Raw genomic sequence first — 23347 nt, forward strand, 5'->3', positions numbered from 1 at the left:
AAAACGCTTTTCTTACCTTTGCGTATGCAAGAAAAAATTATTATCCTAGATTTTGGTTCACAATATACACAGCTTATCGCTCGTCGTGTTCGTGAACTCAACGTATTTTGTGAAATACACCCTTTTAATAACATCCCTCAACTTGACCTTTCATCTGGTGAAATTAAAGGAATTATTCTTTCAGGGAGTCCGTATTCGGTGCATCAAGAAGATTCGCCTAGAGTACCACAAATTTCAGAATGGCGCAAAAAACTACCTATTTTAGCTGTTTGTTATGGCGCACAACTTTTAGCTCATACCCACGAAGGCGAAGTCAAACGCTCAGAAACTCGTGAATATGGCAGAGCAAAACTAATTCCTGTTACAGAAAATCCACTTTTGGAAGGAATCACAGCCGATTCTCAAATTTGGATGTCTCATGGAGATAGTATTTATTCTCTCCCAGATTCTATTGAAGTGATTGCCAAAACAGCGAGTATTCCTGTGGCAGCCTATCATTTTAAAGGCGAACCTACGTATGGTTTGCAATTTCACCCCGAAGTAACGCATTCGACAGACGGCAAAAAAATTGTAGAAAATTTCTTAGTCAATATTTGTAAATGTTCGCAAGACTGGACTCCTGCTGCTTTTGTAGAGGATACTATTCAATCTTTGAAAGAGAAATTAGGTAATGATAAAGTTGTTTTGGCTCTTTCGGGTGGCGTAGATTCTACAGTTGCTGCTGTTCTTTTACATAAAGCAATTGGAAAAAATCTATATGGAATTTTTGTTGATAATGGTCTTTTGAGAAAAGGAGAATTCGAACAAGTTTTGGAAACCTATCACAAAATGGGCTTAAATGTAACTGGCGTAGATTCAAAAGAACGTTTTTATCACAAGCTAAAAGACAAAACCGACCCAGAAGACAAACGAAAAGCAATCGGTTTTACATTTATTGAAGTTTTTGATGAAGAAGCAAAACGAATTCAAGATGTAAAATGGCTCGGACAAGGAACAATTTATCCAGATGTAATCGAATCTGTTTCTGTAAAAGGTCCTTCTGCTACTATCAAATCGCATCACAATGTGGGTGGACTTCCTGAAAAGATGAATCTCAAAATTGTAGAGCCTTTACGTGATTTGTTTAAAGATGAAGTTAGAAGAGTAGGCGCAGAGCTTGGCATCGATAATTTTATCTTACAACGCCATCCTTTCCCAGGACCTGGATTAGCTATTCGTATTTTAGGAGCAGTTTCAGTAGATAGAGTAGATATTTTGCAAGAAGTAGATGCTATTTTTATCAATGGACTCAGAGATGCAGGTTTGTATGATGAGGTTTGGCAAGCTGGTTCTATTCTTTTGCCTGTCAATTCGGTTGGTGTAATGGGAGATGAACGTACCTACGAAAATGTAGTGGCTTTGCGTGCCGTTACAAGTTTGGACGGAATGACAGCCGATTGGTGTCATTTGCCTTATGAATTTTTAGCTGATATTTCCAACAAAATTATCAATAATGTAAGAGGTGTAAACAGAGTAGTTTATGATATTAGCTCAAAACCTCCTGCTACTATTGAATGGGAATAGTTTTGAATTAATTAGCGAGTGATTTGTATGATTTGGCTTCGCCGAGCTATCGGTTTTAAAATGAAACACAAGATAAATACAACTGAAAGTCAGTGAAGCTAAATAATAATAATAATTTTTTAATATTTATTTTATTTTTATTGTATTATCCTGTAATTATCATAGTAATCATACAAATCACTTGCTAATAATTTTTTACTCCCTAAACAAATGGTATTTTTATAAGGTAAAACTAATTTACATCTAATTCATCAAAACAGAAAAAATCTAGTGTCGTATTCTTGATAGTGTTTCCTAATTCTCTCGCTTTTTTCCAATCTTTACAGGCTTTATCAGGTTGTTGAAGGTCTAAAAGCAGTTTAGCTCGTTGCACATAATATTCTTTTTTACCATCATTGTAAAGAATAGCTAAGTTTAAGTTTTCCATTCCTTTGTCCTGATTATTTAACTTAAAAAATAAATTAGAACGAGTATAATGAAAATCTGATTCTGTTGGATTTTCATTGATTAGAATGAAGTTATTTTTTAAAGCTAAAACATAATTTTTGACTTCATTTTCTAGTTTTGCTATTATTTCAACTCGTTTTTGGTTTGGATTATCATTCCTCTGGATTATTGTTTCAAAATCTTTTTGTGCCAAATTATCATTTTGAAGATTTGCATAAGCCAAAGCTCGCTGCTCATAATAGACAGGTTTTGTAGAATCTTGTTTTATCAGAGTAGTATAAATTTCAATAGCTAATTCGTATTCTTTGAGACTATTATAATATTCATCAGCTATTTCTTGAGCTGTTTTTTGTTCGTATTTGCTTAGGTCAAGAGCTGTAGAAAAATCTGTAATTGCACCCTCTTTTTCATTAATTTGACCATAAGCAATTCCTCTTTCCAAATAAAAATCACTTTCCTGAATGAGTGCATTTTCAATTGCCTTTGTATAATCTTTCAAAGCTCCATTCGGAAAACGAAAATGCTCACTATATAACTTCGCTCGCAAAAAATAAGCTGTTGCAAAAGAATTATCATAGCCTATGGAATAACTAAGTTCATCTATTGCTTTATCATACTCTTTAATTTCGATACTTTGAAGAGCTTGATAATAATGAAACCGACTCATAAAATTATGAATAGAATTGACTAGCAAAAACATATAAGCTATAAGTCCGATAGAAATTAAAGTAGAATAAAGATTGGTGTTTTTTGGGTCTTTTTGGCGTTCTGTGTGATAACGTTGAAAATTTTGCTCAGCTTCTTGGGGACGATGATTGACATAATAACTATATGAATAAGCAAAACGAAGTGTTGTATCATATTGCTGTTTCATAACTGGATTAGACAAAACTTGATAGGCTTCATTAATCCTTTTGAAAAGCTCTTCTGCAATTGGGTTATCAGGGTTTTTATCTGGATGATATTCGACTGCCAAGCGTTTAAAGGCTACTTTAGCTTGCTCTTGAGAAGCAAGTTCTGGAATTCCCAAAGTAGTATAATGATTTTGCATTGCTCGTTTATCGCTTTTTTATTCTTTTTATATTTTTCTTTTATAAATCTTTATTCTGCTCTTTTTTAGTCATAACTCATTAATAATCATTATGTTTATTGTTTTTTTTAGAGCAGTTTATTTAATTTACATTACGGATATAAAAGATACGAAAATTTTGATAATTGTGCTACTTATTTTATCTTTTTAACGCTAGAGAACAATTACAAATTACGGCTATATTTTTTTATTTCTAAATCTATCTATGATAAGTATTTCAATCCCACTTGGGTACGATTAATTTATTTGAGGTTTTTTATAAAGCTATAAGAATGCGCTAGTTTCAATCCCACTTGGGTTCGATTAATTTTTCCTACCTGCCAATTTTTTAACCCGGGAATCCATGTTTCAATCCCACTTGGGTTCGATTAATTTGTTGGGTAGAACCTAATTTTTCAGATGTTCTAACGCTGTTTCAATCCCACTTGGGTTCGATTAATTTTGCAAAACATTACCTCACTCAAATTACATAATTTTAGGTTTCAATCCCACTTGGGTTCGATTAATTTCTTGGAAAAGTACAAACACCTGACCAACAATTATTTGTGTTTCAATCCCACTTGGGTTCGATTAATTTACCCCTGAAATTGCTGAAGCTGTGTCAATAGCAATTGTTTCAATCTCACTTGGGTTCGATTAATTTCAGGTTTGTCGAAAGATGTCCACGCTAATTCAAATGTTTCAATCCCACTTGGGTTCGATTAATTTAAACCCTGTTTACACGTCAGAAGACAAAAAGAATTAGTTTCAATCCCACTTGGGTTCGATTAATTTGGTTTTGAGAAAAACACTTTGCCCATCTGTAACGGTGTTTCAATCCCACTTGGGTTCGATTAATTTACACAAAACAATCATACTACCAACTAAGTAACAGCAAGTTTCAATCCCACTTGGGTTCGATTAATTTCAGGTTTGTCGAAAGATGTCCACGCTAATTCAAATGTTTCAATCCCACTTGGGTTCGATTAATTTTTAGATTATATAAGAGCTAAAAACACACTTCTTTTTGTTTCAATCCCACTTGGGTTCGATTAATTTCGAAGAAATTATAAAACTTCTACCAGGACAAACATTGTTTCAATCCCACTTGGGTTCGATTAATTTCTTCTGACAGCTTCTGAAAGTCTATCTATTGAGCCAGTTTCAATCCCACTTGGGTTCGATTAATTTCTTACTTTAATAGTCAGATTAGAAATTTTAGTACCTGTTTCAATCCCACTTGGGTTCGATTAATTTCCGTTACAATTTCAGAAAAAAAGTTGGTTTCTGCAATAGAAACCTAATTTTTATTTTAAAAAAATACCAAGTTTGTCGTCGCAGTCCAGTAGTAAGAAAACCCCTAGAGTACGACGACACACATAAATCATTGATAATCAGAAAATTAACAATTAAAAATATTTTTTTTACCTGTCAAAGAACAATTTTTAAAGACTTAGACGACCCTACAGCCTTCTATCGCTCAAAATAGCACTTTTTCTCTTCTACAAAATTCTAGTTATAGATTACGTATTTCAGACTAGATAAATAAGTCGGTAATAAGTAATTGAACTAAATTATTTACAGCTTATTTATTAAGCATCTTTTTTAGAATGAAACCCATAACTTTAGTTATGGGATAGTTAGAGTGTGTTTTCTGCTTTTTTTCCCACGATTAAAATCGTGGGTTTTGTTATATGTAATTCTGCCCAATTACTTATGAAATTGGAGTTAGTTATAACCCGTAAAATTAAAAGGTGTAATCTCTAAAAGTTCATTTTTTATAGCATCAGAAACATTTAAAGTCTTTATAAACTCATGAATTGTTTCCTCATTCATTGTTTTTCCTGTGCGTGTGAGTGCTTTTAAGGCTTCATAAGGCTTTGGATAACTTTCTCTTCTCAAAACTGTCTGTATAGCTTCTGCCACAACAGCCCAATTGTTTTCTAAATCAGCTTTTATTTTGGCTTCATTTATCTCTAATTTAGAAATACCTTTTTGAAGAGACTTGAGAGCAATCAGAAAATGCCCAAACGGAACACCCAAGTTTCTCAAAACGGTTGAGTCTGTCAAATCACGCTGTAACCTAGAAATAGGAAGTTTGGTAGATAAATGTTCGAAAAGAGCTGTCGAAATTCCTAAATTTCCCTCTGCATTTTCAAAATCTATTGGATTGACTTTATGAGGCATTGCCGAAGAACCCACCTCATTCGGATTTATTTTTTGCTTGAAATACCCCATCGAAACATACGCCCAAATATCTCTACTAAAATCTATCAAAATAGTATTGATTCGCTTATAAGCATCTAGTCGTGCTGCCAAAAAATCATAATTATCAATTTGTGTAGTCCATTCTTGGCGTTCCAAACCCAAATGAGCAGCTAAAAAATTCTTTCCAAAACTTCTCCAATCTGTTTTTGGATAAGCTACTTTGTGGGCATTAAAATTTCCAGTCGCTCCTCCAAATTTACCTGTATGAGGAAGTGTTTTGAGGCTTTCAAATTGTTTTTCCAAACGATACGCAAAAACCTTTATTTCTTTTCCCAAATGAGTAGGCGATGCAGGCTGTCCGTGTGTATGAGCCAACAACGGAATTGATTTCCATTCTTCTGAAATAGAATTTAATAGTTCTATACTCGTATTTATCTCTTCAAAAAGAACTTTTTCTTCAGCTTCTTTTAGTAAAATGGGATTGGCTGTATTGTTTATATCTTGTGAGGTTAGACCAAAATGCACAAATTCATTATAAATTCCTAAATCTAGCTTTTCTAACTCTTCTTTTACAAAATACTCAACTGCCTTTACATCATGATTAGTAACTTTTTCAGTTTCTTTTATTTTTTGAGCATTCTCTAAAGAAAATTCGGTATAGATTTTTCTTAGGTAAATAAGCTGTGTTTCGGAAAGCTCTGGAAGTTGTGATAATTCTGTTTTAGGAACTTTACAAAGCGCAATAAAATATTCAATTTCTACTTGTACACGAGCTTTGATAAGCGCATATTCTGAAAAATAATTTTGTAACGATTTTGTATGACGTTGGTAACGTCCATCAATGGGAGAAATGGCTGTAAGCATGAACCAATTTAGAGTTTAGAATTTAGAATTCAGAAATAATACAAATGCAAAATTTCTTGATACTAATACCGTGTAACAAAAGTTTATTTATATTTTACTATCGTCGGTAGCGACCGATAATGGCAGAATTATAAATTGAACAGGGTTTTAACCCTGTTTTACACATGCAAGGAAATGCAAATAATTTTTATTATACGGTACTAATACACTGTTTCAAAAGTTTTATTGCATTTTGTTGTGCATTCAGTTCCTCAGAACTGAATGTTTCGCTTCCTCAGAAGCGTGATTTATTTGCTTGAATCACGCTTCTGAGGAAGCATTTCGTTCAACTCTAGGGAGTTGAACACAAAAAAACATTGTAAAACTTTTGAAACAGTGTACTAATTTAAAAGCTAAAACTAAAAATAAGCATAGTTAATTCTAAAATCTGAATTACCTTCGCTGATTTGAGAGGTCTAACTTCTAAATTTATTTACTACAAATATAAAACTTCTGACCTCCAAAATCTAAATTTATTTTACTTCTAGGTTTTGGCTTGGCTGTTTATTCTAAATTCTAAGCTATAAACCCTAAATTTATTAAGGTTTTATGGTTAAAAATATCGACCTTTGTAAGATTTTAAAACTAAAAAAACATAAACCATCAAAAAACTATGAAGGTTACTTTTTCAACAATTGCTACCTATTTTTTTCGTGGTCTGCTTATTACAGTTCCTCTAGCAGGAACAATATATGTCGTAATTTCTTTTTTAGAGTGGGTAGATTCTCTACTCACTTTTAGTACTTGGGGAGTGGGTATTATAGTTATTTTAGTAACTCTTACTTTTATTGGTTACCTGACCTCTCTTTTTATAGCAAAATCATTTTTTGAGTGGTTCGAAAGAATACTTTTGCGCCTTCCTATGGTTGGACTTATTTATACTTCTATTAAAGATTTGATGGCTGCCTTTGTAGGAGAAGAGAAAAAATTTAGTAAATCAGTATTAGTAAAGCTCAATGCTGAAAATGAAATTTATAGACTTGGTTTTATTACAGCAGAAGATTTATCACTACTCAAAATCAATGATTTAATTGGTGTTTATTTTCCTCACTCTTATAATATTTCAGGTAATTTGTATTTGGTAGCTGCTAAAAACATTACTCCTATTGATTATGATAATTCGGCTGACTTAATGAAATTTATTGCTTCTGGTGGTGTTTCAGAGCTTGCAATAACACAAAACAACGATAAAGAATTTGGAGAAGACCTACTGTAGAACTATAACTTGTCAGTTATGAATTAACTAAATTTTGTTCTTCTTTATCACTACTACTACTTATTTATTTCTCAATTTTCATTTCCCAAAAATATGGAATTCAATTTTAAAGACATTGCTTCTGTGTCTCTTATTTTATTTTCAGTCATCGATATTTTAGGTTCAATTCCTATTATTATTGATTTACGTCAGAAAAACGGTGGAGAACTAAGAGCCTTACAAGCAACAGTGGTTTCAGGTATTTTGATGGTTGCTTTTTTGTTTGTTGGACAAGAAATTTTACAACTTTTTGGTCTTGATGTGGCATCTTTTGCTATTGCAGGTGGTCTAATCATGTTTCTAATTGGTTTGGAAATGGTATTAGGAGTTGATTTTTTTAAAACTGACCCAGAAGTAAGTCATTCTACTGTTGTTCCATTGGCTTTTCCACTTATTGCAGGTGCAGGAACAATGACAACACTAATTTCACTACGTGCCGAATATTCACAAGCAAGTGTTTTGATTAGTATTATGATTAATCTGATTGTTATTTATGCTGTTTTACGTGGCTCTAAATGGATTGATAAAAAGTTAGGAGCAACAGGAAAAGCAGTTTTGCGAAAAGTTTTTGGCATTATTCTTCTAGCTATTGCGATAAAACTTATCAAAACCAATATTGTAATTGGATAATTCCATTCTAAAACAAATAATATGAAAAAACTATTTTTTCTAACTCTGCTTTGCTTTTCATTTTTTGAAATGAGCTTTGCACAACAAGCTATCATAAAGACAAATCCATTTAATCCCATCTTGGGACGTTATACGCTGGGTTTAGAAGTAGCTATTACAGAACACTCTTCGTTGAGTTTGTTGGTAAGTCGTTCGAATCTAAGTTTTAATAAATTTAAATATGAGACAAGCAATGGTTCAGAAGTAGGAGGAGATTTAGAACTTACAAGTTGGGGATTTATGCCTGAATATAGATATTATTTTAGTGAGCAAGCATTAAAGGGATTCTATGTAGGTTCGTATGCTAATTATGCTCGTATGAATTTGGATATTTCAGTCAATGGTGGCACAGCAGAAACAAGTGGAAGTGCCAATGGAAAATTTAATAATTATGGCTTGGGAATTATGACAGGCTATAATTTTTTGATACAAGACCATTTTTCAATTGATGTTTTTGGTGGTTTGGGAGGCTTTTGGTATAACCTAAGTAAAATCAATATACGATATCAAAATGATGATGTAGTAGAAGAAAAAATACCTGTTCCTATTGCTGGACTTTTTCCACGTATAGGTGTGAATTTGGGTTATGCTTTCTAAATCTATCTACTTCACTACTTTAATAGATTAATTAATAATCAGCCTATCTTCTTCTTTTTTAACAAAAGTTATTGTTTTTTTTCGTAATTTTCGGCTGTTATTAAGTTTTTCCTTAAAAAACTACTAAGTAATAAATCATTATAAAGCCAAATCTTTTAATTCAGAATCAAGCAATAAAAAACATAGGAATAATGAAGACCTGTTAAAGCAGTGAAGCTAATTAAAAATTATAACTATCATTGCAATTTATTAGCTATCAATAAATTGCAAATTTGAAAGTAGTAGTTTATTTAATTTCTATTCCATATCTTTTCAAAAATTAATTTACCCTCAAACGAAATTCCCTATTTTATGAAATTAAATTCTTTATACTCGTATTTTCTTGTTTTTTCTCTACTCTTATCTATCGGAATGTTTTCTTCTTGTGCTAGTACAGAAACTACGACAGAAGAAAATACCGAAGAAACTACTACTGATGAAACAGTAAACACTGACCAAGAATCTCCAACAAAATTTGCTAATCTTGATGAAATGATTATGGATTTAGGAGACTATAGTACAGACAATAATACTTACGAGAAAATGTCGGATACACAAATTCGTATTTCTCCTGCAGTTCCTGCCAGTGCTGATGATGCTCAGATTCAAGATATTGTAAAAGCAAGTATGGTTTCTATGGCAATGCGTGCTTTCATCCACACTGATGTAACAGAAGTAAGTATTAAAGTTATTCCTCAAAAAGCATCTATGAATCCTGAAGATGCAAAAATGATGGAAAAATATATGCAAGAAGGTACTATCACTCGCCAAAAAGCAGAAGAAGTAGCCAAACAATATGCAGGAACAGATCTAAACTCTCTTGTAGGTAATAAAATTGGAGACCTTTTTCGTGCTGATATGCCGAATGATAATTTAGAGAAACTGAGAGGAAGTGAAAACTTAAATGCTGTATTTTCGGCTCTTACAGGAAAATAAAGCATAAAATAAGTTATAATTTTTTAGCTTATTGAATTACAGACTATTTTAGTAAAAATTAAAAAGCATATTCTATCAAAGGAATATGCTTTTTTGATATACATTTTTTATTTTGATGAATAATTACAAAACTCATTTTTGGCTCATTGCTGCCTTTATTTTTCTATTCTTGCTTCGTTTTTTTCGGTTGTCAGAATTAGGCTTACATGATTATGATGCTGTAACTAATTTTTTAGCTGCAAAACAACTAGTAGAAGGTAATTTTTCGATGCTCTTTCATCACGCAGCACCCTTTTTACACATTTTTGACGCATTCTTTTACTTTGTATTTCAAAACAATTCAACTTCTTTTATTTTTATAGTTTATGGAGAAGCAATTTTACAAATTAGTGCGATTCTGTTTTTGTGTTCGATACTAAAAAAAGACTGGAAATTTTCAGCTACGGCTGCATTTTTCTTAGCTATTTTTGTAGGAAGTTCGCCTTTATTGGTTTACTCTGGTCGTTGTTTGACAATTGATAATGGCAGTTTAGTTTTTTTGGTTCTCACTTTGAATCAACTTCAAAAACTTATCTTTAAAGAAGTAACTAATCTGAAATATACAAAACTAATTCATTTGAGTATTTATTTTGCTATTGCTTTCGGTTTTAATTACAAGTCTATTTTGATTCTGCCTTTCATTTTTGGTTATTTATTCTATCAAAACTCTATTCTTAATTTCATAAAAAAAATAATTGTTTTTGGCGTAATAAATATTCTTTTTGTAGGTTTTTGGACTTTAATTGGACAACTTCTTTTAGGAAAATGGACAGCTTATCTAGGAAACTTATATTACTTAATTTTTGAAGCACACCAACGAGAAGTTACAGGCGAATCTTGGATAGAATTTGATTTGCTTTACTACTTCAAATATACTTTCTTTTTTGAAAATCCTTTAATTTGGATAGGAATGGGAATGGTTATTTTTTCTATCATCAAGAAATTTTTGAAACGAAAAGAAAGCATAACCAAAGAAAACACCAATGCTCTTTCCTTTGATTGGAAAGAATTAATCAATCAAAAAATTATTTTTTGGCTTTTATTTTTGGCTTCTATTGCCCTTCCAACACTATTTTTAGAAAAAGCTCCTCGTATCTGGATTTTGGTTTTGCTGCTTGCTTATGCTCTTTCTGCTTGGGCATTTTTGTTTGGCGAACTTCTCAATAAATCTGGTAAATGGTTACTTTTTTTAGGGATATTTTATAACTGTTGGCTCGTAATGGCTCATATTTACTCCTATTCTGCAACTTCTTATAATGAAGCAACAATGTATATAAAAGAAAATTTGGTTACCAATGAGTTAGATAAAACAGAAAAAATCTACTTGAAAGGAACACTGCAACCTATCCCATTTTTAGAGAAAGCGAAGATTAATTATTTTATCTTACCTCAAGATTTTGATACAGATTCTACCATTAACAATAAAAATATATTAAATAGTATAGATTCTATTTTTTATATCTTGACAGATGATTATTGTGTTTTGGCTAATGATTGTTTGGAAGCAGAAAGCATAATGAAAGATAAAAAAATCAAATATTCAATCAGAAATCAGTATGCTCAAAAATATCAACTTTTGAAAGAATGGAAAGAACCCACCCTTTCAGAACCTTTTTTATACGTCGAACATAGTCAGTATTTAGGTTTGAATTTTTCTGAAAGTTATGATTTGTGGCAAAAACAAGCACAAGACACTACTACCATTCGATTGTATAAAATCTTTAGATAGATTTTTCAATTTGCATAAAAAAAGTATTCATCATAAAGATGAATACTTTTAGTAAGGAGACTCACTCCATTGACAAAACTTTAATTTTCTGATTGAATTTAGTTTCTTTACTCATTGGATTATTGAGTATTTTTTTGATTTCTAGTAATCCATATCGGAAAAAAGAGTATTCATTATATCCATTTGAACAGACTCTTATTTTCGTTTTTTTATGTTTCCACTCCCCTACTTTGTAACACCAAACAAATGCAATAGAACAAAGAGCAAGTAATTTAGCTATTTTCTCTGGTTCTGTCAATTTTGTATTTTCTAGCTTAAAACCTTGTGTTTTTAGTGCTTTAAACAGCGTTTCTATTTCCCAACGTTGTTTATAAATTTCAAAAGCGTTTTCTAAAAAAACAGGTGAAGCTAGATAAATATATCCTTTTTGTGTTCTGCTTACAGATAAATATACTTCTACACCATTGACTATAAAAACACCCTCTAAATGATACGTTTCTGAAATAGCCAGTCCTCTACACCATGCTGCAATTGACTTTGTTTTACCTTTTCTAGTCGCTTTAAAATTAGACTTTAGTCGCATTACAAAATCAAAGTTTTTTCCTGATAAATAAGTAAACCATTTTTGACCTACAAACTCTCTATCTGCTACAATAGAAGAAATAGATAGGTTAGGAAAAATAGATAAAAAACGTTCTATTAATTCGATGCGTTCTTCAGTAGAAGAGTTTCCTTTTTTTGGAAAAACAGACCAAATAAGAGGCACTGAAACATTCTTATAAGCTGCTGAAAGTAACAAAATATTTATATTTTTTTTACCCACTTTCCAATTGGAACGGTCAAGACATAAAACAATATCCTTCCACTTATCAATACCTTGTAAAGAAACAATTAAACGAGTAATTGCCTTAAAATCAAGGTTATAGTGATTTAAAAAGCGTTCAATACGACGTAAAGAGGAGCTGCATTCTACATTCCGTTCAAAAGCTGTAGCAATTTGAATCAACCCTCCTAATCCTACTTTTATAACAGCTATTACAAAAAGACCTATAAATTGAACTCGTGCAAAATGAAACTCTGTTAAATGAGAAGATAAAACAGTAACTAATTTTGTAACTTTACCACTAGAAGCATACTTTGCTTTTGCCATAATTGAGAAAATTTTGTGAGAAAAATTTTGTAAGAAACTCAATTATGGCTTTTTTTTATCTCGTTTCAAAATCTTTTGTCAGAGGACTGAGGTAAGGAGAATAGATTTTTTTTTAGTTTAGATATTTTTCAAAAGAAGCTTTTATTTCTTCTTCGCTATCTTTTCCACTAATTTTAACTAATTCTTCTTTTGTTTCAGCATCAATTAATACTAAAAAGCCTGTGCCTTTATTTTTTTCTAATACAGATTTTACTTCTTTTTCAACTGCAAAAGCTTCAGTAGCTTTTTTAGTTTCTTTGTCTGTAAAATCAAATTCAATAAATTCTACATTTGACAAATCTACATCACCTTTTATACTTTCTATTTTATCAGAAAGCTTGACACAATACGGACACCAATCAGCATGAAATACAACAGCAATTACTTTTTTAGATGAGGCTGCTTCTGTACTTTGAGCATTAGCCAAAAAAGTTACAAAAAATAAAGCGATAAGGGTTAAAAAATACTTTTTCATAGTTGGTTTGAAATTTAAATAAATAATTAGAACACATTGATTATCTATTTATACCCAAATCAAAAAAATATCACCCAAGTATTTCTTATTTCTTTATTAAAAAACATTAATTAAAATCTGTTCTGTAAAATCTACTTTCTCATTGAGGTTATAAACTCTTCCAATAGAGCAGCATTCTTTTGAGCAGGAGCAGTTTCGAACTTGCTATTTACATCAAAACCAATACATTTATGATGAATATAGCCTTTTAGTTTTTCGACATCTTGTAGAGAAATTCCACCACTAAGCATAAAAGGAGTTTCTAAGTCATACATTTTGAGCGCATCCCAGTCAAATTTATGTCCACTTCCACCATAATTTGGCGTTTGAGTATCAAATAAAAAATAATCTACAAATTCTTCATACAGACTCATATAAGCCAACGAAATTCCTTCTTTTCCTACTGAAAAAACTTTAATAATTTTGAATCCTTTTTCTTTTAATTTTTGACAAAAAGCAGGAGATTCATTTCCATGGAGTTGTACAAAATCTAATTTCCAATTCTGAGCAATTCTTTCAACTTCAGCATCAGGAGACTCAACAAAAACACCTACTCGTTTGATAGAAGTAGGTAAATTTTTTGGAAGTAATTTATCTACTTGTTCTGTACTCAAATCTGATTGACGTACGTAACGCTTCGAACGAGGATAAAAAATGAATCCTAAAAAATCAGGACAAAGAGAAGCTATTTGCTCAATATTTTGAGCATCACGCATTCCACAAACTTTTATGAGAGGAAAAGACATTTTTTAATAATTAAAACTGTATAGTGTGAGTAGGCAATTTTTTATTTTGTTAGACAAACTAACAGCGTATTTTGTTTGACTAGTATTGGAAAAATGCTATAAAAAAGTTACATACTACTAAACTACAAATTTTTGATGGAAAAATAAAATATTTTCTATAAGCTAACCCATTATAAAATAACATACAAGAGACTCTACAAGTATTTTATTTGCAATACTAAAAAAAAATCGCTTACCTTTGCGCTGCGAAAGGGGTGCTAACAATTTTTCCAAAATAAAAAATAGGAAAATTAGAAGCTGAGATTATACCCTATACAAAATTTTGTAGATGAACCTGAACTTGGTAATGCAAGCGTAGGGATTCGCTCCTCCATTTTATATTTTGGTCTTCGAAACCCTAAGGGTCTTTGAAGTCCCTTAGGGTTTATTCTCCTATCTCCTTTCCGTTTTAATTTTTCTACCAAAAAACACTAAAACAAAACGGAAATTATGAAAAATCTATATTTGATTTTTTCTCTTCTCATTTCTTTATCACTTTCTAATTTTTCTTTTGGTCAATCTGCTAAAAATACAGATACATATTCTATTACAGGAACTGTAAAAGATACAAAAGGAGAAAATCTTATTGGTGCAACTGTATTATTAAATTTCAATAATGGAAGTTTCAGCAAAGGAACAATTACCAATCTGAATGGAGAGTTTATTCTTACAAACCTGTCTTCTGAAATAGGAGAATACACATTAAAAGTTTCTTATATCGGTTATCAAACCATAGAAAAAACAATTGACCTCAATGCAAATACAGTGTTTGATATTGTCTTACTAGATGGAAACACACTTTCCCAAATCATCATTAAATCCTACAGAGAATACCCTGTAACACTTACAGAACTTAATGAAGAACAATTAGAAAAACGTAATTTAGGACAAGACTTGCCAATTTTATTACAATATACACCTTCGGTTGTCAGTACGTCTGATGCTGGTGCAGGTGTGGGGTATACAGGAATGCGAGTTCGTGGAAGTGATGCCACTCGTACGAACGTAACTGTAAACGGAATTCCTTTGAATGATGCAGAATCACAAGGAACTTTTTGGGTAAATATGCCTGATTTTGCTAGTTCTGCTAGTTCAGTTCAGATTCAAAGAGGTGTCGGAACTTCTGTAAATGGCGCAGGTGCTTTTGGTGCATCTGTAAATATTGCAACACAAGAACCACAAGACGAAGCAGGAGCAGAAATTAGTAATTCTTTCGGTTCTTTTAATACTTTTCGTCATAATGTTCAGTTTCACACAGGACTTTTAAAAGACAGAATCAAATTTTCGGGTCGTCTTTCAAAAATTACTTCTGATGGATTTATCGATAAAGCGTTTTCAGATTTAAAATCGTTTTTTGTTTCTGGAGTTTATCAAAATAAAGTAGGAACAAGTATTAAACTCAATATTTTTGGAGGAAGAGAACAAACTTTTCAAGCATGGAATGGCGTTCCTCAAGAAATTTTAGAAGAAGGAAATCGTACTTACAATGAATTGGCTGGTTATGATAACGAAACGGATAATTATGGACAAGACCATTACCAATTTATTTTTGACCAAAAAATTAATAAAAATTTGACGGCAAATGTAGCACTTCACTACACTAAAGGAAAAGGATATTATGAGCAATTCAAATCTAATGAAGATTTTTCTGATTATGGTTTAGAAGAGATTGTAATTAATGATTCTGTTACAATAAATACTACGGATTTGATTCGTCGTCGTTGGTTAGATAACGATTTTTATGGAACTGTTTTCAATCTAAACTATGAAAGTAGTGCAACAAAAGGAAATGAATCGGTTTTGACTGCCATTGTTGGAGGTGGATATAATGTATATGAAGGTGGGCATTTTGGAGAAATTATTTGGGCAAAATATGCTTCAAATAGCAGTATTAGAGATAGATATTATGAAAATGATGCTACTAAAAAAGATTTTAATCTTTTCGGAAAAGTAAATTATCAAGCCTTTGAAAATCTTTTTGTTTTTGCTGACCTTCAAATCAGAACTATTGATTACGACTTTTTAGGTTTTGATAATGATTTGAGTAATGTAGAACAAAATGCTAATCTTTCGTTTTTCAATCCAAAGTTTGGCTTGACTTACAAACTAGACAATCATCGTTTTTATGGTTCTTGGGCAAGGGCTAATCGTGAGCCAAATCGTGATGATTTTACAGAATCTACGCCTGCTACTCGTCCGAAAGCTGAGCGTTTGGATAATATAGAAATTGGTTGGAATGGTCGTTTTGAGAAACTTTCTTTGTCAGCCAATTATTACTTAATGAATTATACTGACCAACTTATCTTAACTGGTCAAGTAAATGATGTCGGTTCTTATACTCGTCAAAATGTAGATAAAAGTTATCGTACAGGAGTGGAAATTGTGGCAGATTATCAGTTTAGTCAAAAATTTTCTTGGTCGGCAAATGCTACTTTTAGTCAAAATAAAATCAAGGATTTTACAGAATATTTAGATGATTATGACAATGGAGGACAGCAGGAAAACAAATATGGAGAAACAGATATTGCTTTTTCGCCTTCAGTTATTGCTGCAAATACGTTCTCTTTCCGTCCTTCGACTGGTTTTTCAATTAATCTTTTGTCAAAATATGTAGGTGAGCAATTTTTGGATAACACAAGTACAAACACAAGAAAACTAGATGCTTATTTTGTAAATGATTTACAACTGATTTATAATTTTTCTTATAAATTCTTCAAAAATATAGAATTGAATTTACTTGTAAATAATATTTTGAGTGAAGAATACGAAAGCAATGGTTATACGTTTGGGTACATTGCAGGAGGTGAAACTACTCGTCAGAATTATTTTTATCCACAAGCTGGACGTAATTTCTTGGTGGGCTTGAAACTTAATTTCTAAATAAGTCATTGTTTTTTGTCGTTGGTGAGATACCGACAAAGGCAGAGGTACAAGTAGTTTAAGGAAATACGGTTTGTTCGATTTTTTGGTCGGATAAATCGTATTTTTGTTTTTATTCAACTTTTTTCCCTCAAAGACGGTGAAACCTCGTTGACGGTTGAAAAATAGAACAAAATAAACCGTCGTTGAGACTCAAATGAAATCGTCAACGAGGGTTTATAAAATTGTTTTCATATTAAAACCAAAACATGAAAAACCAAATTCTAGCATTTTGTATACTTCTTCTATTTGTTTCTTGCACTGAAAAGTCACAAGAAAGTCAATCTGAAGTGAGTTTGACAGACATAAATCAAGTAAAAAACGAGGAAGAAAAATCTGACTCGCTCAGTTTGACAGGAATAAAAGAGATTCCTATTGAAGTTTTTGAAAAAACTTGGCTCACTTATCTGTCTGTTATTGGACAAGATTGTTGTTTAGCAGGAGTTGAATGTCTAGCTATTAGAGAAATTCCAAAAGAAATTGAAAATTTAAAAAACTTAGAAACTCTATCATTAACTTTGAATTATATTAGAGAACTTCCAACAGAAATTTTAGAACTAAAAAGCCTTAAAACTCTTGATTTAACAGATAATACTAATTTTTCTGATATAGAAACAGTTAGTAAAATGAAATGGCTAGAAGAATTTTACTGTTATGGTTGTCATCTTTCTAAAGAGGAAGTTGAATATCTAAAAGAACAACTTCCTAATTGTAAAATTGGAGCTAATTATTAGAACTACATTCAAAATATGCCACTATTCCCAATAAAAATATTCAACAATACAAATCAAACTAAAGGAAGAAGATTAGTCATTCCAGATATTCATGGTTGTTCTCTTACTTTTAGAGCTTTACTTCAAAAAATCAATCTTACAAAGGATGATTTGTTGTTTTTCTTGGGAGATTATATCGATAAAGGAATTGATAGTAAGGGAGTGATTGATGAAATTTTGCGCCTTCAATCTGAGAACTATCAAATTTTTGCGCTTAGAGGAAACCACGAACAAACTCTTTTAGAAAGTATAGAAGAATATCCTGAAAATCCTCTTCTTTTTCATAAAGCCTATAAATTAGAAAACTTATTGAATGAAAATGGAAATATGGCAGACAACTACCATTCTTTTCTCAAAAATTTATTTTATTATTTTGAGCTAGAAGATTATTTTTTGGTTCATGCAGGTTTTGATTTTGATGCAGAAAAGCCTTTTCAAGATTTTGATTCTATGCTTTGGATGCGTGATGTATTTTATGATAAAGAAGTGGCAAAATCTAAAATTATTATTTTCGGACACCAACCCACGCCACTCATTGACATTCATTATTCTATTCAAAATAATTCGCCTTTGATTTGCCTTGATAATGGAGCAGTATTTTATGATTTCAAAAATCAAGGTTTTGGCAAATTAATCTGTTTTGATTTGGACACAAAAAAACTTATTATTCAGAAAAATTTAGAACAAAAAAGATTAGAATCTAATTTGATTTAAAAAACTATGATTACTATAAAAAAAGCTACTCTCAATGATTTAGAAAACCTAAATCTACTTTTTGATGCCTACCGAGTTTTCTATAAAAAAGAATCTGACTTAGAAGCATCAAAGGAATTTTTGAGAAAAAGAATCCAAAATAATGAATCGGAAATTTTTGTTGCTCAATTTTCTGAAAATAACTCTGAAAAACTTGTTGGTTTTGTACAGCTCTTTCCTATTTTTTCTTCTACTCGTTTAAAACGTTTTTGGCTTTTAAATGATTTGTTTGTAGATATAAACTTTAGAGGAAGAGGAATTTCTATTTTATTAATTGAGGAAGCAAAAAAATTAGCTGTGCAGACAGAGTCAGCAGGTTTGATGTTAGAAACTGACAAAAATAATATAGAAGGAAATCAACTTTACCCTAAAACTGGTTTTGAGTTAGACACAGAACATAATTTTTATTATTGGAGTGAGTAAAATCATAGTAGTTTCTTAAATTTCCAACCCAACTTTCCAAAAGAAGACAATGAATTATACTTACTCGTCTGATACATAGAATCCAGCTTCATAGATTTATAGAAATTAGGATATTTTTTCTGTAAAGCATCACAATACAAAACAACCGTTTCATATTCTTTAGCTTCAAACAAAACAGGAATTTTTCTATATAAAAACATCTGAATTATTCTGTCTAAATCTATTTTACTAACTATCTGATTATCAAAATTATAGATTCCATTTGATTCTGAATTTTCTTTAGATTCAATGCCCAATTCTTTTAAAAACTCTATTCCTTCTCTAGCTTCTTTTTTTGTATTGAGTGTATTGAGTAATCTCAAAAAAACACTGTCTTTTTCTACCTCAAATTTACTCCAATCACTAACCGTTTTGCTGGCTGGGTGCAAGCGATAAGCAGAAAAAAGCTCATCTACTTTCAGAATTTCATAATTTAATGCTGTTCGTAATAATAAGTCATAATCCATACAATAATGCAAAGATTCATCTACCAAATTCTTTTGAGCAGTACCTTGATTATATATAACGTAACTTTGACTTTCAAATATCTCTCTCTTAAAAAAACTTGAAGGTTGAGGAAAAGCCATGTGGGTAAAATAATCGATGTCCAAATCGGAATGAAACCCTGCTGTTATTTTGTCATCATATCCTTCTCCAAATGTTTTTGTTTTTCCATGAATAAGTGAAACAGTTGGATTTTCTAAAAAATGATTGGCTGCTGTTTCTAAAGAATTTTCTAACAATAAATCATCACTACAAATCCAAGTCAGAATATCTCCTGTTGCTTTTCGCATCCCTTTATTTATCGCTTCACTTTGTCCTTTATCTTTTTCTGATTCCCAGTAAGTAATATATTTTTCATATTTTTTTATAATTTCTACAGTATTGTCTGTACTTTTTCCATCTATAATAATGTATTCTAAACTCGGATAATTTTGTGATAAGATAGAATTTATTGTTTCTTCTATAAAACTTCCTTGATTAAAAGAAGGCGTAATTATCGTAATTTTGGGTAAACTCATCGTTTTCTTATTCTTTTTATGCTAAAAAAAGTTGTTTAAGAATCAAAATTACGTAAATTTAGGTAGTTATACTTAAAAAAATAATTTCAAAAAAAATCATAAAAAACAGTTAAAATCATATTCAGAATTTATTCCAACTCGTACACCTATAAATTCACGATTATAAATTTAGCAAATGAAAAAAATAGACCAACTATATATTGAATTAGCGACTACTAAAGAACCTGAGCAAATTGTTAAATTGGCTGTTAGTTTTGTAGAAGAATTATTTTTTAGAGGAAAGATAGATGAATCTTTTGAAGCTGGTAAACTAATTGAAGAAAATATAGAAAAAGTACAGGATGAGAAAGAGAATTATCAAGTAAAAGGTATCGGATATTCAAGTATAGGTTTTCTTCAAAGTTCTATTGGAGATAGCAAAAAAGCAATAGAATATTTAACCAAAGCAAAACATTATTTAGAAACTATTCAAAGTAACTATTTAGCTGACCTTTATATGCGTTTGGGCAGTACTTATTGGAATATAGGAAACTACGATGAGGGCTTAAAACTTACTAGAGAAGGGTTTTTATTAGCCCAAAAATTCGAAATGGATAGAACAGTTGGTTTTAGTGCGTATCTTTTAGGAGGTTTTTTTATTGATTTGAAAGATTATGAACAAGCTGAAAAGTATTATAATCGTGCTTATATAGCTTTCGAAAAAATAGAGGAAAATAATGGAAAAGGAAGAATTATAAATGGACTTGCCAATGTACACTACCTTAAAGGAGAGTATGAATTAGCTTTAGAAAAGGCTCATAAAGCATTAGAATTGCATATAGAAGAAAACAATCAAAGTAGTATTTCTAGAGATTATAATGATTTAGGAAAAATCTATGCTGCTAAAAAAGACTATAAAAAAGCATTTAATTACTATGGAGAAGCTCTCAAAATACGACTAGACAATAACTTTTATACGGCTGCTGTTACCACTCTTTCCGAAATTGGAAGTCTGCACTTAGAACTAAGTAATACAAAAGAAGCTATCACTTTTCTCAAAAAAGCCATTGAAGAAGCTGAAAAGTTAGATGCTAAAGCAAAATTATTCCGAATTCATTTACTAATTAGTAATGCCTATAAAGAAAATAAGAACTATGAAAAGGCTTTTTTTCATTTAGAAAAATACAATGAGATAAAAGAGTTGGCTTTAGGAGATGAAAATTCAGTTCGTATAAGAAATTTAGAAACTCAGTTTGAAGCCGAAAAAGCACAACAAGAATCAGAAATCTATCGTCTGAGAAATGTAGAGCTAAAAGAAGCCTACGATCTTATCGAAGAAAAAAATAAAGACATTACGGCAAGTATAAATTATGCACAGCGCATTCAGAATGCTTTTTCCAGTAAAGAATATTTCAATGAGATGTTTCCAGAATCATTTATCATTTACATGCCTCGTGATATTGTGAGTGGAGATTTTATGTGGACAACAAAAATTGAGAATAAAAAAATAGTGGTTGTTGCTGATTGTACAGGACATGGTGTACCAGGAGCAATTATGACTGTTTTGGGACGTACACTTTTGAATTCCATTGTAGAAGATCAGAAACTAACTGAGCCATCTCAAATTTTGTATGCTTTGGATAAGAGTATCAGAGAATCATTGCATCAAGAAACTTCAAATACCAATGATGGAATGGATGCAACTATTTTAGTAATTGATGAAGAAAGCAAAAAAATAGAATTTTCGGGTGCAAAACTGCCTTTAGTTTTTGTAAGAAATGGAAAAGCAGAGCGTATAAAAGGTTCTTCTTCTGCTATTGGAGGGAAAACCTATAAAAAAGAAAAACAATTTCAAACACATTATTTAGACTTTCAAGAAAAAGACCGTTTCTTTTTGTTTTCTGATGGCTATCAAGACCAATTTGGAGGAGAAAACAATCGTAAGTTTATGTCAAAAAATCTGATTACTCATATTGAAGAGAGTTCAAAACTATGTTGCTCTGAACAATATGACTTTTTGAAAAATAATTTCCTAAATTGGAAAGGAGAAAACAAACAAACTGATGATGTGATTTTGGTTACAATAGAATTATAAAATAATAAGTATTTCTAGTTCAAGCGTTTGAACTAGAAAAGAAAAAATAACAAAACCCTATTCAAAAATGTGGTCAATCATAAAAAACACCTTTCTTACTAATCGCTTTTTTTATGCCATTACGGCTTGTATTTGTCTTTTTATTAGTGCTTTTTGGTTTCCTCCTTTGTTATGGATTGCCAAAATTGCGTTAGCAGCCTTGGCTGTCTTGGCAACTGCTGAAGGAATTATGCTTTTTCATCCAAAAATGAAACTAAAAGCCGAACGCCTTTTGAATCCAAAACTTTCTTTAGGAGATGCAAATCCTGTTCGTTTAATTGTAAAAAGTGAATATCCTTTGCCTGTTGAGATAGAAATTTATGATGAATTGCCTTTTCAGCTTCAAGTACGAGATTTTGGTATTACAACAAAGCTACAACAAGAAAAGCCAGAGGAAATATTATATCACGTAAAACCCACTGAAAGAGGAATTTTTAATTTTGGAGATATAAATCTCATTGCCAAAACTCAAATTGGACTTTTAAAACGACGTGTCCAAGTTCCTGCTCAATACGATACGGCTGTTTATCCGTCGGTTATGCAGATGAAAAAATATGAATTGATGATGTTTTCGAATCTGAGTATGCAAAATGGAGTTCGCAAACTTCGCAGAATTGGACATAGTTATGAGTTTGACCAAGTAAAAAATTATGTTCGTGGCGATGATTTTAGAAGTATCAACTGGAAAGCAACAAGTCGTAGAAATGAACTGATGGTAAATCAATATGAAGACGAACGCTCACAACCTATTTATTTGATTTTGGATAAAAGTCGTGTTATGAAAATGCCTTTTGAAGAAATGACTTTGTTAGATTATGCCATTAATTCTACGTTAGTAATGTCAAATATTATCCTTCAAAAAGGAGATAGAGTAGGATTGATTAGTTTTTCCAATACGCTAGATTCAAGAATAAAAGCAGAACAGCGTTCGGGACAGTTAGGTAAAATAATGGAATCATTATATCGTCAAAAAACGGAATTTTTAGAAGCTGATTATGATTTGATGTATGATGGAGTTCGTCGTCTGACAAATGGTAGAAGTCTCTTGATTTTCTTTACCAATTTTGAGAGTATGAGCGCACTCAAACGCAACTTACCAACACTTAGAAGACTTAATAAACTACATCTTTTAGTTGTTGTCTTTTTCCAAAACACCGAACTTACTGATTATTCAAACCTTCCCACAACTGAGTTAGAAGATATTTATAGCCAAACTCTAGCACAAAAATTCTTAGTAGAAAAACGTAGAATGGTAGATGAACTCAAAAAATATGGTATTCAGTCGGTTCTCACTCGTCCAGAAGATTTATCGGTCAATACAGTGAATAAATATATGGAATTGAAGGCTAGAGGGATGATTTAG

Annotated in this window: 18 protein-coding genes, 1 CRISPR repeat array and 1 riboswitch; of the genes, 12 read left to right on the forward strand and 6 right to left on the reverse strand. The window is 31.2% G+C overall.

The window, feature by feature from the left end:
- The first annotated feature begins 24 nt into the window (after positions 1–24).
- The gene (guaA, locus tag V9L04_RS01750) at positions 25–1563 is read left to right on the forward strand and encodes a glutamine-hydrolyzing GMP synthase (RefSeq protein ID WP_338792340.1); all 1539 of its coding nucleotides are present in this window, start codon (positions 25–27) and stop codon (positions 1561–1563) included.
- Positions 1564–1795: 232 nt separating this feature from the next.
- Here the strand turns inward: guaA and V9L04_RS01755 are convergent, their stop codons facing one another.
- Both V9L04_RS01755 and purB read right to left on the reverse strand, forming a co-directional pair.
- On the reverse strand, positions 1796–3061 hold the full coding sequence (locus tag V9L04_RS01755) for a DnaJ domain-containing protein (RefSeq protein WP_338792341.1): 1266 nt from the start codon (positions 3059–3061) through the stop codon (positions 1796–1798).
- A gap of 253 nt (positions 3062–3314) precedes the next feature.
- A CRISPR array of direct repeats spans positions 3315–4336; the repeat unit is 30 nt; unit sequence GTTTCAATCCCACTTGGGTTCGATTAATTT.
- Between the two features lie 471 nt (positions 4337–4807).
- On the reverse strand, positions 4808–6151 hold the full coding sequence (gene purB / locus V9L04_RS01760; protein WP_338792342.1) for an adenylosuccinate lyase: 1344 nt from the start codon (positions 6149–6151) through the stop codon (positions 4808–4810).
- A 652-nt stretch (positions 6152–6803) separates the two neighbouring features.
- Between purB and V9L04_RS01765 the strand changes: the two genes are divergently transcribed.
- From V9L04_RS01765 to V9L04_RS01785, 5 genes are all read left to right on the forward strand, one after another.
- Positions 6804–7406 (forward strand): DUF502 domain-containing protein, encoded by a 603-nt coding sequence (locus tag V9L04_RS01765; RefSeq protein ID WP_338792343.1) that lies wholly within the window; start codon positions 6804–6806, stop codon positions 7404–7406.
- 93 nt (positions 7407–7499) lie between these two features.
- Complete coding sequence (locus V9L04_RS01770) at positions 7500–8075, forward strand: MarC family protein (RefSeq protein ID WP_338792344.1); 576 nt, start codon at positions 7500–7502, stop codon at positions 8073–8075.
- 21 nt (positions 8076–8096) lie between these two features.
- Positions 8097–8711, forward strand: coding sequence for a DUF3575 domain-containing protein (locus V9L04_RS01775; RefSeq protein WP_338792345.1), 615 nt, complete (start codon positions 8097–8099; stop codon positions 8709–8711).
- A 351-nt stretch (positions 8712–9062) separates the two neighbouring features.
- Positions 9063–9686, forward strand: a complete 624-nt coding sequence (locus V9L04_RS01780) for a hypothetical protein (protein WP_338792346.1) — start codon at positions 9063–9065, stop codon at positions 9684–9686.
- 115 nt (positions 9687–9801) lie between these two features.
- Positions 9802–11454 carry a hypothetical protein gene (locus tag V9L04_RS01785; RefSeq protein ID WP_338792347.1) on the forward strand — a complete coding sequence of 551 codons (1653 nt, stop codon included), beginning with the start codon at positions 9802–9804 and terminating at the stop codon, positions 11452–11454.
- A gap of 61 nt (positions 11455–11515) precedes the next feature.
- Here V9L04_RS01785 and V9L04_RS01790 read toward each other — a convergent pair whose 3' ends face one another.
- From V9L04_RS01790 to V9L04_RS01800, 3 genes are all read right to left on the reverse strand, one after another.
- Positions 11516–12604: an IS4 family transposase gene (locus V9L04_RS01790; RefSeq protein ID WP_338791486.1), complete on the reverse strand. Its 1089-nt coding sequence runs from the start codon at positions 12602–12604 to the stop codon at positions 11516–11518.
- A 112-nt stretch (positions 12605–12716) separates the two neighbouring features.
- The gene (locus V9L04_RS01795; protein WP_338792348.1) at positions 12717–13118 is read right to left on the reverse strand and encodes a thioredoxin family protein; all 402 of its coding nucleotides are present in this window, start codon (positions 13116–13118) and stop codon (positions 12717–12719) included.
- 131 nt (positions 13119–13249) lie between these two features.
- Positions 13250–13903 (reverse strand): phosphoribosylanthranilate isomerase, encoded by a 654-nt coding sequence (locus tag V9L04_RS01800; RefSeq protein WP_338792349.1) that lies wholly within the window; start codon positions 13901–13903, stop codon positions 13250–13252.
- Positions 13904–14143: 240 nt separating this feature from the next.
- Positions 14144–14281, forward strand: a riboswitch (TPP riboswitch).
- A 111-nt stretch (positions 14282–14392) separates the two neighbouring features.
- Here V9L04_RS01800 and V9L04_RS01805 point away from each other — a divergent pair.
- The 4 genes from V9L04_RS01805 (at position 14393) to V9L04_RS01820 (ending at position 18810) form a co-directional block, all read left to right on the forward strand.
- Complete coding sequence (locus V9L04_RS01805; RefSeq protein WP_338792350.1) at positions 14393–16822, forward strand: TonB-dependent receptor; 2430 nt, start codon at positions 14393–14395, stop codon at positions 16820–16822.
- A gap of 248 nt (positions 16823–17070) precedes the next feature.
- Positions 17071–17595, forward strand: a complete 525-nt coding sequence (locus V9L04_RS01810; RefSeq protein ID WP_338792351.1) for a hypothetical protein — start codon at positions 17071–17073, stop codon at positions 17593–17595.
- A gap of 15 nt (positions 17596–17610) precedes the next feature.
- Positions 17611–18348 (forward strand): metallophosphoesterase family protein, encoded by a 738-nt coding sequence (locus V9L04_RS01815; RefSeq protein WP_338792352.1) that lies wholly within the window; start codon positions 17611–17613, stop codon positions 18346–18348.
- Between the two features lie 6 nt (positions 18349–18354).
- Positions 18355–18810: a GNAT family N-acetyltransferase gene (locus V9L04_RS01820; RefSeq protein ID WP_338792353.1), complete on the forward strand. Its 456-nt coding sequence runs from the start codon at positions 18355–18357 to the stop codon at positions 18808–18810.
- Positions 18811–18812: 2 nt separating this feature from the next.
- Here the strand turns inward: V9L04_RS01820 and V9L04_RS01825 are convergent, their stop codons facing one another.
- Positions 18813–19871, reverse strand: coding sequence for a glycosyltransferase family 2 protein (locus tag V9L04_RS01825; protein ID WP_338792354.1), 1059 nt, complete (start codon positions 19869–19871; stop codon positions 18813–18815).
- 175 nt (positions 19872–20046) lie between these two features.
- Here V9L04_RS01825 and V9L04_RS01830 point away from each other — a divergent pair, with 175 nt between their 5' ends.
- Together V9L04_RS01830 and V9L04_RS01835 are read left to right on the forward strand one after the other, a co-directional pair.
- Entirely contained in the window at positions 20047–21945 is a 1899-nt protein-coding gene (locus V9L04_RS01830) for a tetratricopeptide repeat protein (RefSeq protein WP_338792355.1), read from the forward strand.
- 67 nt (positions 21946–22012) lie between these two features.
- On the forward strand, positions 22013–23347 hold the full coding sequence (locus tag V9L04_RS01835; RefSeq protein ID WP_338792356.1) for a DUF58 domain-containing protein: 1335 nt from the start codon (positions 22013–22015) through the stop codon (positions 23345–23347).

Origin of the sequence: Bernardetia sp. MNP-M8 (assembly GCF_037126285.1) — a bacterium.
GTDB lineage: Bacteria > Bacteroidota > Bacteroidia > Cytophagales > Bernardetiaceae > Bernardetia.